The organism is Clostridium sp. BJN0013, from assembly GCF_040939125.1.
In the GTDB taxonomy this organism is placed as follows: domain Bacteria; phylum Bacillota; class Clostridia; order Clostridiales; family Clostridiaceae; genus Clostridium_B.
Window position 1 is genome coordinate 679,668 of record NZ_CP162495.1, and the last position, 14,042, is coordinate 693,709.

The following is a 14,042-nucleotide window of genomic DNA, read 5'->3' on the forward strand; positions in this document are numbered from 1 at the left end:
ATCATAGTATATACATATTATCAAATTTTAATTTGATTTTTAAATACTTTTTATTTGTAAAAATATAATTTATAATAGAATGTACCGTAACCTAAGAATTACTTTACATTTTAAAAGGAGAATTAATATGTTTGATGCTAGACAAAGAGTTTTATCTAATGGAATAAAACTCATTACAATAAAGAAAGATACCCAGTTGGCAGCTTTTCATGCAGCAATTAATATAGGAGCTCTGTATGAAAATAATAATGAGAGGGGCATATCTCATTTCATAGAACACATGCTTTTCAAAGGTACAATGTCTAGAAGCAATAAAAAGTTGAATATGGATTTGGAAAATTTGGGGGGAGAATATAATGCCTATACAGATAATACTTCCACGGTGTATAGTGTTACATCTCTAAGGGAAGAATTAGAAAAGTCTGTGGATATTATTTCTGACATGCTTATGAATTCTATATTCCCACCAAAAGAAATTGAAAAAGAAAGGGAAGTCATATTATCGGAGATAAGAAGTAGCAGAGATGATATAGAAGATTATAGTTTTGATAGGATAAATAAAATAGCCTTTAAGAAAAGTGCACTTAGATATAATGTTGCCGGGAATAAAAAAGATATAAATAAGTTCACAAGAGAAAATTTGCTTGAATTCTATAATAGATATTATGTACCTAATAACTGTTATATATCAGTAGTTTCATCTTATGGACATGAAAAAGTCTATGATTTAATCCATAGATATTTTAATAAATGGAAAGTTAAAGATTTTAAGCGAAACGACATAATATTTGAATATAATACGCCCTGCAAGAAAATTTCTTTTAAGAAAGATATAGAACAAAGTACTATTTTGTATCTCTTTACTTTTAACGGATTAAGTGAAAAGCAGGAATTGGCTCTTAGAATATTAAATCATAAATTCGGAGGCAGTAATAATTCTATATTGTTTACAAAATTAAGAGAAGAAAGAGGACTTGCTTATGATGTATATACGGATTTAGATTTAGACGATGGTGTAAAAACTTTATATGTATATACCTCTGTAAGTGAAGAAAATTTAGAAACTGCTGTTGACGTTATTGAAGATTGTATTGACAAAGTGAAAAATGGAGATGTGATTTTTAAGGATGATATGGTTAATTTAATGAAGAAAGTATTAAAAACTGCAGTGGCGTTTACTCTTGAAGATCCTACGGATATGGGAAATTACGTTTTGTATCAATCCATGAGGGGAGAAGATATATACAAACTTGTTAATGATATAGAAAAAATTGAAACTATAAAAAAAGAAGATCTATATGAAGTAGCTAAAATTGTATTTAATGATCCTACTGTCCATATTCTTAAAAGAGGATAGTTATTATTAGGAGGTATAATTTTTGAAGGAATATATAGTAACTAAAATTGAGATACAAAAGAGAAACAATAACAGGGTAAATATATATTTAAATGAAGAGTTTGCATTTTCCTGTAGTGCAGAACTTGTTTATAAGTATAATATATGTAGAGATAAAGTTTTGGATATAAATTATTTAAAGGATATAATTTATAAGGATAACTATATAAAATGTAAGAGTTATGCTCTTCGCATAATAGAGAAGTCATATAAAACAGAAAAACAAATGTATGATAAATTAATCAAAAGTTTTGATGATAGTATAGTTAAGGAGTGTATAGAGTTTTTAAAAGAATATAATTTTATAGATGATAATAAATTTGCAGAAATATATATAAAGGAAAAAATTTATTCTCAAGGTAAAAATAAAATTAAATATTCTCTAATTAAAAAAGGTATAAAAGAAAGTGTTGTAAATGAAAAATTATGCAGTATAGATAATTCTTTAGAAGAAAAAATTGCCTTTGACATGGCAAAAAAGAAATATTATCTTATTATTAAAAGTGAAAATAATATAAATAAGGTATATAATAAACTGGGTAATTATATGGTGAAAAATGGCTATGACTTTGATTTGGTAAGGCATATACTAAAAAAAATTATGAAAGATCATAGCTGCAATGAGGAGAAAAATAATATTCAGGAAGATAATAGAGATGAATTATATAATGTTGCAAAGAAAAGATATGATATAATAATAAAATCTGAAGATGATCCTGTGAAAATATATAAAAAGTTAGAGGCATATCTTTTAAGAAGAGGATATTTATGGGAAAATGTCAGAAGTGTTTTAAAAGAACTAATAGAGAATTTAGCAATTTAGAAAAATATGTTCTCTTTATAGTTTCATAAAAATAATTTGATTTTTTATATAATAAAATTTAGTGTAAACCTGAAATTTTTGATATTTAGAGGTGATTGTTATGGACACGAGTCCTGTAACTATATTGATAGGATTGGTATTTCTATATCCTCTTGTAAAGGGATTTCTATTTAAATTTTCTTCTAAGGATTTAAAATTGGATATAGATGATGTAAATAGAAATATTTCTTTTATAATAGCCTTAATAACCGGGATATATTTCTGGAGAAAGATATTTATACAGCACAGTTATAGCTTATATAGTATTTTGCCTGAATATATTGAAAGATACTTTGAAAATAATAGTTTTTTGGTATATGCAATTGTAATTCCTATCTTTATATTTATAGTTTATAAAATTATAAAGCTTCTATTGAATTTGATAAATTATTTAACCTTATATCCTTTGATTGACAGTATAGATAGATTCTTAAAGTTTAAGAGTAATATTTTTAAAAGGATATTAGGAATGATTTTTCAGTTGCCTAGATCAATATGTTATGTACTTTTAATTTCTTTTATATTGAATATAATTTCTATGTTTAATATAAATTCCAAGCTGAATACATATCTGGAAAGTTCGAGACCCTATAATTCCATATGTAGGGAAATAATAATTCCAGTGACTAATTCCAGTATTGCGAAACAGTTGCCTAATGTAATCAATAATTCTTTTAAGATAGTAATAAAGCAGTCAAATTCAAAGGACACACAAAATGTAAATAATTTGAATAGATTTAAAAGTGATGAAGGTACTGTAATATATTATAATGGCGTTACCATAGAAGAGGGAATAAAATCTAATCAGGAAATTAATACTTTTGCCAAAGCTCTTGGTACAGAAGGAAGCAATACTACTGAAAGATCAGAAATACTTTATAACTGGATAGGTACCAATATAAGTTATGATCACCAAAAAGCAACTAAAGTATTAAATAACGATTTTGATGTACAATCAGGGGCAATTCCTACTTTTTACTCTAAAAAAGGAATTTGTTTTGACTATGCTTGTCTTTATGTGGCCATGGCAAGAGCCAATAATATGAAAGTAAGACTTATAACAGGTGAAGGATTTAATGGAATAAGCTGGGTAAGCCATGCATGGAATCAGGTTTATATTCCAGAAGGGAATCAATGGATAAATGTAGATACAACTTTTTATAAGGGTGGGGACTATTTTAATAGCAAAAGATTTCAACTTGATCATAGGGATTCACAAATAGCAGGAGAGTGGTAAAATAAAACCACTCTTTTATTCAAGCTAGTTTTATTTAGTTTTTGTTATGTAATTTTTTAATATGGTGTTTATAGCTTTTTCACAATCTGTGTCCTCATTATTGAGACACCATGCATTGTTAAAGTATATAAGAGCTTTTTTAGTATTGTGTAACATTACATAGCAGTATCCCAGGTTAAAAAAATATTTACTTTCTCTCCTTAATTTTATAGCAGAATTTAATAGTTCTATTGCCTTTTCATATTTTTTTAATTTTATAAAACATACTGCAGAATTATATAGTGAAGATGCTTCATTATCCTTTATCTGTATGGCTTTTTCATATAGGTCAATAGCTTTCTTGTAGTTTTTGATATTATAATATTCATTGGCCCTTTGAAAGTAATTCATTTTAATCCTCCTTAAGTTTTATTGCCTAAAAACTTGATATGTCATTATATAGTCCTTTAATAAATTTATATCCATTTTTTAAAAAAATATACCAATAGTTTTTATAAGATTTAAAGTGTATAGGGAAGTAGAAAAAGGAAATATATGTATGTAAGTTTCAAAGAGAGATAATTTACTCCCTTTAAAACTTGAAATTTTGGACTAATGAAATATTAGCTTTCTAAGTTTTTTTTCAGCAAAGGATATAGATGCATACATTGCATAAGCTAATATTGAAAGTATAATTATACTCACCATAACGGTATCCAGTTGAGATATTTGTCCACCATATATTATTAAAAATCCCAAACCTTCCTTTGCTACTAGGAATTCTCCCATTATTACTCCTACCCAGGAAAGCCCTACATTTATTTTTAAGGAGGATATTAGAGTAGGAACTGAAGAAGGTATTATAAGATGGGTTAAGATCTGAAGTTTTGAAGAACCAAAAGTTTTAAGAAGGGTGATTTTATCCTTATCTACTTCTTTAAAACCATTTAATACAGTTAGTATAGTTACAATTATGGAAATTAATACTGTAACTAAAATAATAGCAGAAATTCCGTTACCTACCCAAAATATTATTATAGGAGCCAGAGCAACTTTTGGAAGGGCATTTAATACTACTATATATGGATCCAATATATCTGAAATAAATTCAGACCACCAAAGAATTATAGCAATTAAAGTTCCAAGAGCTGTACTTAATAAAAAACCTAGTATTGTTTCAAAGCAGGTAATTCCAATGTGTGTAAATAAAGTTCCTTCAAGATAAAGGGTTATAAGATTTTTGTACATTCTAGAGGGAGTACTAGTTAAAAAAGGATCTATCCATCCCAAATCTCCTGCAATTTCCCATAAAACAAAAAAAGCTATTAAAATTATTATTCGACATAGTGTAATTTTTTTCTTTCTTCTATTTATGTTTTTTATATAGAGTTCATGTTCTTTTCTGTCGTCCACCATCAATAGTTCAACTCCTTCCATATGTGGTTAAAGTAAATTCTAAATTCCGGATCTTCTCTGGATTTTAAAGGAGAATCATGATGTTCTTTAAAGGTTATATTGAATATTTTTTTGATTTTAGCAGGTCTTTTAGATAATACTATAATTCTACTTGACATGGATACGGCCTCAGAGATATCATGAGTTACCATTATGGCAGTTTTACCTTCATTTTTTATTATTTTAAATATTTCATCACTTATATTTAATCGAGTCTGATAATCTAGAGAGGAAAAGGGCTCGTCAAGAAGCAATACTTCAGGGTCAAGGGCAAGGGTTCTTATTAGAGCTACTTTCTGCCTCATACCTCCGGATAATTCCTGAGGATAATGATATCTAAAATCCCACAATCCATAGTTTTTCAATAAAGTTTCTAATTTAGTTTTATAGGCATTTATAGACTTGTGTTGTATTTTAATACCAATCAATATATTGTTCCAGACATTTAACCATTCAAATAATTGATCTTTTTGAAACATATAGCCCATCTTATGGGAAAATGAAGTTATTTTTTCATCATCTATATATATCTCTCCAGAAGAAGGTTTTATAAGACCGGCTATTATATTTAAAAGTGTAGTTTTACCACATCCGGAAGGGCCTACTATACTTAAAAATTCTCCTTTTTTTATGGTGAAACTTATATCTTCCAATGCTTTAGTGGAACCTTTCAATGAATGATAGTTCATATAGATATTGTTAAGGGTTAATTTGTCCAAAATATCATCTCCTTACATAAACTGTAATTACAGTCTATAGAGTTTGTGATTTTAAATTTAGTTAAAAATTAATATATAGTTTATTATATGAATAGATATAGTATAGTGTTAAAGGTCTTGAAACTATATATAAACTTTGCAGCTTGGTTTCAAATATGGTTTTTAGGAAATTATTGGAATTGCACATATGCATACATATGTTATAATGTATGTGAAAGCATTTTATTACATAGATCAGATTATTATCATTGATAATTTAACCGTATACAAGAATAGGGTTATTTTTTGTATTACAGATATATAATACATAATTAAGAATATTATCATTTTAAAAAAAGGTTATTTTAAATTAAGATATTTTTAATTATCTATTATTTTAAAGTTTATAAATTCAATCTAAATTATTAATTTTAAAAGGTGATTAAATATGAAAAATTTATTTCGCGTAGGCCTAGATGTGGGGTCAACTACAGTAAAGATAGTTGTTTCAGATATAAAAGACAGTATAATTTATAGTAAATATCAAAGACATTTTTCTGATATAAAAAGTACTATAGCCAAAGTTATTAAAGATGCCTATGAAAAGTTAAAAGATGCTAATATAACTATTATGGTTACAGGTTCTGGAGGATTGTCCGTATCAAAGTGGCTTGATATACCATTTATTCAAGAAGTAGTAGCATGTACTAATACCATAGAAAAATTTATTCCGGATACTGACGTAGCTATAGAGCTTGGTGGTGAGGATGCCAAGATAACCTTTTTTGATGGAGGTATTGACCAGAGAATGAATGGAACTTGTGCAGGCGGTACAGGTGCATTTATTGATCAGATGGCATCTCTTCTTCAAACAGATGCAAAAGGGTTAAATGAATTAGCTAAGGAATATAAAGTTATTTATCCTATAGCTGCTAGATGTGGGGTATTTGCTAAGACTGATATTCAACCCCTTTTAAATGAAGGAGCTAAAAAAGAAGATATTGCAGTATCCATATTTCAATCTGTGGTAAATCAGGCCATAAGTGGGCTTGCTTGTGGCAAATCTATAAAGGGAAATGTTGCTTTCTTAGGAGGACCTTTATATTTTCTATCAGAGCTTAGAAAGAGATTTATAGAAACTTTGAAACTTAGTAAAAATCAAGTAATTTTTCCTGAAAATTCTCAGATTTTTGTAGCAATGGGGGCTGCTATATCTTCTAAAAATGAAAAACCTATTTCTTTTAAGGAGTTAATAGATAGATTGCCGAACTTAAATAAATCTTTAAAAGATGAAATTCAAGTACTTAGACCTCTTTTTAAGAATGAAAACGAATTTAGTGAATTTAAAGAAAGGCATAATAGGAATAAAATAAAAAGAAAAGATTTAGAAAGTTTTAATGGAGATTGTTATTTGGGAATAGATGTAGGGTCTACCACTACTAAAGCAGCCCTTATAGATCAGGAAGGTAATTTGCTTTATTCTTTTTATGGAAGTAATAATGGAAATCCATTAAAGTCTGCTGTAAATATATTAAAGGATTTATATAAAAAATTGCCTAAGGGTGCTATTATAGTAAATTCTGCTGTTACAGGCTATGGGGAAAGCCTTACCAAAGCGGCATTATCTGTAGATATAGGTGAAGTGGAAACAGTTGCCCATTATAAGGCTGCAGAATTTTTCCAACCTGGAGTGGAATTTATATTAGATATTGGTGGACAGGATATGAAATGTCTTAAAGTAAAAGATGGAATAATCGACAATATAATGTTAAATGAAGCTTGTTCATCTGGATGTGGTTCCTTTATAGAAACTTTTGCTAAATCATTAAATATGAATGTGAAAGATTTCGCAATTTCTGCACAAAATTCTAAGAAACCCGTAGATCTAGGCTCCAGATGTACTGTATTTATGAATTCCAGAGTCAAACAAGCTCAGAAAGAAGGAGCTTCTGTAGGAGATATATCTGCAGGACTTTCTTATTCAGTCATAAAAAATGCCTTATTTAAGGTGATAAAGATAACAAATCCTAAGAATCTAGGGAAAAAAATAATAGTTCAAGGGGGAACTTTTTATAATGATGCCATATTAAGGGCTTTTGAGATCATATCTGAGAGAGAAGCGGTGAGACCTGACATAGCAGGCCTTATGGGTGCTTTTGGAGCTGCACTTATTGCAAAAGAACAATATGATGGAGTTTATAAAAGTACCTTATTAAATGAAAAAGAGTTGGATAACTTTACTACTGAAGTTAGTATGAGAAGATGCGGCAAATGTTCCAATAATTGCCTTTTGACTATAAACAAGTTTTCAGATGGAAAAGAATTTATATCAGGAAACAGGTGCGAAAGAGGTGCCGGTTTAGAGAATAATACTTTAAAGGTGCCTAATCTTTTTGCTTATAGATATCATAGGGTATTTGACTATGTCCCTCTTAAGAAAAGTGAAGCTAACAGAGGACAAGTGGGTATACCTAGGGTTTTAAATTTATATGAGAACTATCCTTTCTGGTTTACCTTTTTTACTGAATTAGGTTTTAGGGTGGAGTTGTCTTCCCGTTCTTCAAAACATATTTATGAAATGGGTATAGAGACAATACCTTCTGAATCGGCCTGCTATCCTGCAAAAATAGTTCATGGACATATAATGGATTTGATAAATAGAGGAATAGATTTTATATTTTATCCTTGCATACCCAATGAGCAAAAAGAACAGCAGGGAGCAGATAATAATTATAACTGTCCTATGGTAACTTCTTATCCTGAAGTTATAAAGAATAATATGGATGTAATAAGAGAGAAGCATATTAACTTCAAAAATCCATTTTTAGCCTTGGATAATAAGACGAGACTTGTGAAAAGGCTTAAAGATGAATTACAAGAATTCAATATATCTAAAAAAGAGATATCTAGCGCATTAGAGAAAGCTTTTGAAGAACAGAGAAAGATGAAAGAAGATATGAGGTTAAAAGGAGAAGAAACAATAAAGTATCTTAAAAATACTGGGAAAAAAGGTATAATACTTGCAGGGAGACCTTACCATGTGGATCCTGAAATAAATCATGGAATATCAAATATAATAACTTCCTACGATATGGCAGTATTAACAGAAGACTCTGTAGCTCATTTGGGAGTAGTAGATAGACCTTTAAGGGTAGTAGATCAATGGGTATATCATTCCAGACTTTATGCTGCTGCAAGTTTTGTGGCAACTCAGGACAATTTAGAATTGGTACAGTTAAATTCTTTTGGATGTGGATTAGATGCAGTTACTGTAGATCAGGTTCAAGAAATACTTGACAAATATAAAAAAATATATACAGTATTAAAAATTGATGAAGGAAGTAATTTAGGAGCAGTTAAAATAAGAATACGTTCTCTAAAGGCAGCTATTGAAGAGAGAGAGAAGTATGGCTTTAGACCTCATAAAGTGCAAGAGGAGTATAAGAGAGTGGTTTTTACTAAAGAAATGAGGAAAACACATACTATATTATGTCCTCAAATGTCACCAATACATTTTCAATTTTTACAGGAGGCATTTAAAGAGTCTGGATATAATTTAAAAATATTACCTTCTGTAGATAAAAAAGCTGTAGAAGAAGGTCTCAGGTATGTAAATAATGATGCATGCTATCCTTCTATAATAGTAATAGGACAATTGATAGAGGCTTTGAAATCAGGTGAATATGACCTGGAAAATACGTCTGTTATAATATCTCAAACAGGAGGAGGATGTAGAGCTACAAATTATATAGGATTTTTGAGGAAGGCTTTAAAAGAAGCGGGAATGGAAAAAATACCGGTTATATCTTTAAATGTAGCGGGTTTAGAGAAAAATCCTGGATTTAAAATTACTACAGGACTTGTAAATAAATCTATGATGGCACTTTTATATGGGGATTTGCTTATGAGAGTTTTATACAGAGTAAGACCTTATGAAAAAATAACAGGTTCTTCAAATTTACTATATGAAAAATGGGTGGAAAAGTGTAAGAAGAATGTAGTCAATGGAAACCATAGAGAATTTAAAGAAAATATTTATAATATAGTAGAGGATTTTGACAATTTAGATATAAATTCTATAAGGAAACCAAGAGTTGGGGTGGTAGGAGAGATATTAGTAAAATTTCATCCTACAGCCAATAACAATATTGTAGATATTTTAGAAGATGAAGGGGTAGAAGTGATAGTTCCTGATTTAACGGACTTTTTCTTATACTGTGCCTATGATGCTGGATTTAAATATAAATATTTATCTGGAAGTTACTTTAATAAAATCATAAAAGATGGAGCTATAAAGTTTATTGAATATTATAGAAGACATATGAAAGCTGCATTGAAAAATAGCCAGCGGTTTAGTGTGACTTCTGATATTAGAAAGCTGGCTGAAGATGCTTCTCAGATATTATCTATTGGAAATCAAACTGGAGAAGGATGGTTTTTAACGGCTGAAATGATAGAACTCATAAAAGGTGGTACTAAAAATATTGTATGTATGCAGCCTTTTGCTTGTCTACCTAACCATGTAACAGGTAAAGGTATGATAAAAGAATTGAAGAGAGTATATCCAGGCAGTAATATTGCAGCCATAGACTATGATCCAGGAGCAAGTGAAGTTAACCAGTTAAATAGATTAAAGCTTATGTTATCCGTAGCATTTAAATCTATGGAAAATGAAGCAGAATTGGAAGGCTGTAAAGAAAAACTTATTCCAAAAGCAGTTCTTGCAGAAAATACTAATAAATAATATTTATAAGTTTAATTTTAAATTTACAGTATTTAAAGGAGATGATTACAATGGGCAACTCAATTATTATTGGCAACCCTGATTCTGCAATATGGAAGATGCTAGGTATCGATAATTCTAAAACTACTAATACCAAACAAGAATCCATTAACATTGCTAGAAAAAAGATAGAAAATAAAAAATCTGAATTAAACATCCATGATAAAAATGATAAAATCTAAAAATGGTCACCGACATATCCATGCTCACAAAAGACTAATTCTTATCATAGCTAGGAGTTAGTCTTAACATTGCTATCTTAACATCATCACTTACCTCACTCCAGCCCATTCATTTTAAATTTATATTTTCAAATATATCTCTATTAAAGCAATTACCAGACTGCCACCTAGTAACGCAACTATTCCTTGTTTCACTTTACCATTTGCAAATAGCGTGATTACAATGATAAACATTAATATTTCAGTAAAAGAGAGGTATTCGCCTCTCCTGGATTTATGTCTATTTAGTTTTTTATCTTGATTAAGCTTTTCTTTTAGAATTTCTCTTATTTTCATACCTCTCACTTCCCTACTAATCCACAAGTTATCGACAACTCATCCACAGGTTATACACATTATCTACAATATTCCATTAATTTCTTGAAATAAAAAAATAAGTACCAAAATAATGTTGGTACTTTCTACGGCTTCTAGTTGATAAAATTAATAGGCATAATTATACTATTAAGAAATTATATTCATATGAATAACAAGCCATATTTAATCATGAGTATATCTTTGGTGTTATTATGAATGGTATTTGAACATTATTATATTCACTAATTGTTATGATGGCATTATGCTTGTGTTAAAAAATACAAAAATAAGCACCCTAGATGACGAGTGCTTATTTTTAACAATATTATTTTGAAGGGATACAATTTTAATATACGAACTTCTGGCGGTTGCATTTGAGTTTAAAGTACCCTGCAACCACAGACACAGGTTTAAATTTTATGTGGTGGGGAACTAATTTATAATCCGTTATAATATTTATTATATAGGGTATTTGTTACAATCCAATGTCCTATATAACAATTATTTGTAAACAATATACAAAATAAGCACCCTAAATGATGAGTGCTTATTTCCAATATTCTTTTATTTAAAAGGTGTGGTGTAGTAAATATATAACTATGATGGTTACATCTATATTTAATGTGCCCTGCAACCACAAATACAGCCTTACATATCCTCAATGCTTAGGGATATATTAATATTATAATATATACTTTGTTATATATTATATACATCAATTGTTACGATATCATTACGTATATGTTAAAAGATATAAAAGTAAGCACTCTAGATGACAGGTACTTACTTTTAATAATATTATTTTAAAGGAGTCTAAACTATATACTATCCTGTGGCAGTTGCATTTTAATTTATCGTGCCCTGCAACTACAGACACCAGTTTGGTAATTACCATTACTTAAAGATTTTTTATTTATTTTTAATTAACGCTTAAATGTCTAATATATATAGAAAGTTGAAATTAAATATTTGTATATCCATCAAATGTAATCAATTGAGGATCAGGTTTGGGTATTACTTCAACTTCACATTTCCTATTTAATCTTTTATGTTCAAATTTAATTTCTTTTATTTTATTTTCTAAATCTTCTAATTTATTTGTACTATAAACTACAGTAGCATTCGGAAAATCATGCATCATGCTCACCCTTTCAAATAGTTATTTTTCATTTCCTCTAAGGCTTATTTCCTTAGGACACTTATAATTATATATAGTATTTATTACGGTTTAATGTCATATTTATTAACTGTTTGTAATAAATTTTACCATTGTATGAACAAAATAAAAAATAAGCACCAATTAGGCAATAATATATTTCACATTTAAAGTCTTAATTCCTACCTAACTAGTATATATTAATCGTATATATTAGTTGTCAAAACATTATGTGATTTAACCTAACATAAAAAATAAGCACCAGTCTCCCCAGTGCCTACCTTCTTCTGACATACACACCATATAGTATAATTTTTATTTACGGTTTCCCGTATTGGCAGCCCCATTTAATCCTAGGGCTAGAGGTATAATCTTAAGGGAGAAATTTGTATATGATCCGTAGCAATAATTTTACTCAATAACATTAAAACATTTTATAGAGGACATGTAAATCCCACTAAATTAGTAGCAAAAACTTTAAAAATTTCATAGCATATATTAAGGATATGTTTGCTTTTTAATTGAAAGTGAAATTTTAAAATAGGCGTTTCGGCCTATAATCTTTTGCTTTCAATTCTTTGCATTAACACATCTAGTCCTCTGGCTCCTGAGCCTTCCTCTTTAAATAATTTTTCAAGGACTATCAATGTTGCTTTCGCTTGGCTTTCGTGAAGTTGTCGCATTGCTTCCGGATCATCCAATGGCCAATTAGCTATAACTTTTATTGTCATGCCCATACCCCTTTTGCTTACTTTTTACTATATTATTCAGTTTAGAATTAAGTTGTTACTGTTTGTTCTAGTTTTGCTAACTACATTGCTTTATGTTGAGCTCTATTATTTACGTTAATTTTTTCACGTTTTGAGGTAAAATTATATAATTTTTATAATCAAGCCCTTCTTGTTCACATGAAGCAAGTAGTCCACTATAAAATTTAGCTCCAACTCTGTCACCGTGATTTAATAACATAGATATTTGAGTTCTATCTACACCAATAGTTCTCGCAAAATCTGATTGATTGCCACCAAATTTTTCATTAATAAGTTTTCTTATGTTATTGATATTGGGCTTCACTTTTGTACCTCTTTACTGTTAATTTCTTTTTTACGCCTTTAGTATATAAACATCTTTAGATACAGTCAATAATTTTCACGCATACGATTAATATTAACTTAGAGGAGTGATGATATGTTTGATAAGAAAATGTTTAAATTTCTAATAGAAAAAGCAATAGGCACCAGAAAAATAACGCAATACGCAGAAGATAGTGGTGTAAACAGAACCTACTTATCAAAATACATTAACCAAAGATTAGATAGCCCTCCTACTCCTGATATTTTAAAGAGATTATCTAATGCATCATATGGCGTTGTTTCGTATGAGAAATTCATGGAAGCAGCAGGTTATATTGGTAATAACTCAGTTAAAGATATAAATGCCCATCAAGAATATATGATAAACAACAGTCTTGGAGATAGACTTAGACATTTAAGAGAGGAAAAAGGAGTAACCCAAAAAGAATTGGGAAATTTCATAAATGTTTCAGATAGAGTAGTTGGATATTATGAGTCAAGCTGAATTAGCCGAAAAACTCGGTGTGACTCAACAAGCTACAAGTAAATATGAAAATGGTAATCGTGAACCTGATATAGAAATATTAAAATTACTATCATCTATATTTAATGTTTCTATAGATTACTTGTTAGGTGGAACAAATATACGGAACCATGATAATACACACATAACACCTAAAGAACACGAAGATAAAGAAGAAGTTGTGGAAGAATTAAGAGGACGGTTACTAAATACAAAAAATTTTAAAATAGAAGGTAAGCCTGCTACCAAGGAAGATATTGAAACAATTTTGGATTCTGTTAAAGTGGGTATAGAAATGGCTAAGATTAAAGAATGTAGAAATCAAGAATAAATAAAAATTC

14 protein-coding genes are annotated in these 14,042 nt (G+C 29.0%); 7 read left to right on the top strand and 7 right to left on the bottom strand.

What is annotated here, in order from left to right; genetic code table 11:
* The first annotated feature begins 127 nt into the window (after positions 1 to 127).
* From AB3K27_RS03700 to AB3K27_RS03710, 3 genes are all read left to right on the top strand, one after another.
* Positions 128 to 1,357, top strand: coding sequence for a M16 family metallopeptidase (locus AB3K27_RS03700; RefSeq protein WP_368489902.1), 1,230 nt, complete (start codon positions 128 to 130; stop codon positions 1,355 to 1,357).
* A gap of 22 nt (positions 1,358 to 1,379) precedes the next feature.
* The gene (gene recX, locus AB3K27_RS03705) at positions 1,380 to 2,219 is read left to right on the top strand and encodes a recombination regulator RecX (RefSeq protein ID WP_368489903.1); all 840 of its coding nucleotides are present in this window, start codon (positions 1,380 to 1,382) and stop codon (positions 2,217 to 2,219) included.
* A gap of 100 nt (positions 2,220 to 2,319) precedes the next feature.
* The gene (locus tag AB3K27_RS03710) at positions 2,320 to 3,495 is read left to right on the top strand and encodes a transglutaminase-like domain-containing protein (protein ID WP_368489904.1); all 1,176 of its coding nucleotides are present in this window, start codon (positions 2,320 to 2,322) and stop codon (positions 3,493 to 3,495) included.
* Positions 3,496 to 3,525: 30 nt separating this feature from the next.
* Here AB3K27_RS03710 and AB3K27_RS03715 read toward each other — a convergent pair whose 3' ends face one another.
* The 3 genes from AB3K27_RS03715 to AB3K27_RS03725 all read right to left on the bottom strand — a co-directional run bounded on the left by AB3K27_RS03715 (position 3,526) and on the right by AB3K27_RS03725 (position 5,648).
* A complete protein-coding gene (locus AB3K27_RS03715; protein WP_368489905.1) occupies positions 3,526 to 3,885 on the bottom strand; it encodes a tetratricopeptide repeat protein in 360 nt (119 codons plus the stop codon).
* A 201-nt stretch (positions 3,886 to 4,086) separates the two neighbouring features.
* Positions 4,087 to 4,890 (bottom strand): ABC transporter permease, encoded by an 804-nt coding sequence (locus AB3K27_RS03720; RefSeq protein ID WP_368491160.1) that lies wholly within the window; start codon positions 4,888 to 4,890, stop codon positions 4,087 to 4,089.
* Positions 4,890 to 5,648, bottom strand: coding sequence for an ABC transporter ATP-binding protein (locus tag AB3K27_RS03725; RefSeq protein ID WP_368489906.1), 759 nt, complete (start codon positions 5,646 to 5,648; stop codon positions 4,890 to 4,892). The genes AB3K27_RS03720 and AB3K27_RS03725 overlap by 1 nt, the downstream gene beginning before the upstream one ends.
* A gap of 427 nt (positions 5,649 to 6,075) precedes the next feature.
* Between AB3K27_RS03725 and AB3K27_RS03730 the strand changes: the two genes are divergently transcribed.
* Complete coding sequence (locus AB3K27_RS03730) at positions 6,076 to 10,371, top strand: acyl-CoA dehydratase activase-related protein (protein WP_368489907.1); 4,296 nt, start codon at positions 6,076 to 6,078, stop codon at positions 10,369 to 10,371.
* Positions 10,372 to 10,421: 50 nt separating this feature from the next.
* Positions 10,422 to 10,592, top strand: coding sequence for a DUF2188 domain-containing protein (locus AB3K27_RS03735; RefSeq protein ID WP_368489908.1), 171 nt, complete (start codon positions 10,422 to 10,424; stop codon positions 10,590 to 10,592).
* A gap of 120 nt (positions 10,593 to 10,712) precedes the next feature.
* Here AB3K27_RS03735 and AB3K27_RS03740 read toward each other — a convergent pair whose 3' ends face one another.
* The 4 genes from AB3K27_RS03740 to AB3K27_RS03755 form a co-directional block, all read right to left on the bottom strand.
* On the bottom strand, positions 10,713 to 10,928 hold the full coding sequence (locus AB3K27_RS03740) for a hypothetical protein (protein WP_368489909.1): 216 nt from the start codon (positions 10,926 to 10,928) through the stop codon (positions 10,713 to 10,715).
* A gap of 982 nt (positions 10,929 to 11,910) precedes the next feature.
* On the bottom strand, positions 11,911 to 12,090 hold the full coding sequence (locus AB3K27_RS03745; RefSeq protein WP_368489910.1) for a hypothetical protein: 180 nt from the start codon (positions 12,088 to 12,090) through the stop codon (positions 11,911 to 11,913).
* Between the two features lie 569 nt (positions 12,091 to 12,659).
* Positions 12,660 to 12,842, bottom strand: coding sequence for a hypothetical protein (locus AB3K27_RS03750; protein ID WP_368489912.1), 183 nt, complete (start codon positions 12,840 to 12,842; stop codon positions 12,660 to 12,662).
* A gap of 103 nt (positions 12,843 to 12,945) precedes the next feature.
* Entirely contained in the window at positions 12,946 to 13,179 is a 234-nt protein-coding gene (locus AB3K27_RS03755; protein ID WP_368489913.1) for a hypothetical protein, read from the bottom strand.
* Positions 13,180 to 13,293: 114 nt separating this feature from the next.
* Here AB3K27_RS03755 and AB3K27_RS03760 point away from each other — a divergent pair, with 114 nt between their 5' ends.
* Together AB3K27_RS03760 and AB3K27_RS03765 are read left to right on the top strand one after the other, a co-directional pair.
* Positions 13,294 to 13,683, top strand: a complete 390-nt coding sequence (locus AB3K27_RS03760; protein ID WP_368489914.1) for a hypothetical protein — start codon at positions 13,294 to 13,296, stop codon at positions 13,681 to 13,683.
* Complete coding sequence (locus AB3K27_RS03765) at positions 13,670 to 14,032, top strand: helix-turn-helix domain-containing protein (RefSeq protein WP_368489915.1); 363 nt, start codon at positions 13,670 to 13,672, stop codon at positions 14,030 to 14,032. Before AB3K27_RS03760 ends, AB3K27_RS03765 begins: the two co-directional genes overlap by 14 nt.
* The last annotated feature ends 10 nt before the right edge of the window (positions 14,033 to 14,042 follow it).

Coding starts and splice junctions, on each gene's coding strand:
- AB3K27_RS03700 (WP_368489902.1), top strand. CDS start 128: ATGTTTGATGCTAGACAAAGAGTTTTATCTAATGGAATAAAACTCATT.
- AB3K27_RS03750 (WP_368489912.1), bottom strand. CDS start 12,842: ATGGGCATGACAATAAAAGTTATAGCTAATTGGCCATTGGATGATCCG.
- AB3K27_RS03710 (WP_368489904.1), top strand. CDS start 2,320: ATGGACACGAGTCCTGTAACTATATTGATAGGATTGGTATTTCTATAT.
- AB3K27_RS03720 (WP_368491160.1), bottom strand. CDS start 4,890: ATGGTGGACGACAGAAAAGAACATGAACTCTATATAAAAAACATAAAT.
- AB3K27_RS03715 (WP_368489905.1), bottom strand. CDS start 3,885: ATGAATTACTTTCAAAGGGCCAATGAATATTATAATATCAAAAACTAC.
- AB3K27_RS03760 (WP_368489914.1), top strand. CDS start 13,294: ATGTTTGATAAGAAAATGTTTAAATTTCTAATAGAAAAAGCAATAGGC.
- AB3K27_RS03745 (WP_368489910.1), bottom strand. CDS start 12,090: ATGATGCATGATTTTCCGAATGCTACTGTAGTTTATAGTACAAATAAA.
- AB3K27_RS03730 (WP_368489907.1), top strand. CDS start 6,076: ATGAAAAATTTATTTCGCGTAGGCCTAGATGTGGGGTCAACTACAGTA.
- AB3K27_RS03740 (WP_368489909.1), bottom strand. CDS start 10,928: ATGAAAATAAGAGAAATTCTAAAAGAAAAGCTTAATCAAGATAAAAAA.
- AB3K27_RS03765 (WP_368489915.1), top strand. CDS start 13,670: ATGAGTCAAGCTGAATTAGCCGAAAAACTCGGTGTGACTCAACAAGCT.
- AB3K27_RS03735 (WP_368489908.1), top strand. CDS start 10,422: ATGGGCAACTCAATTATTATTGGCAACCCTGATTCTGCAATATGGAAG.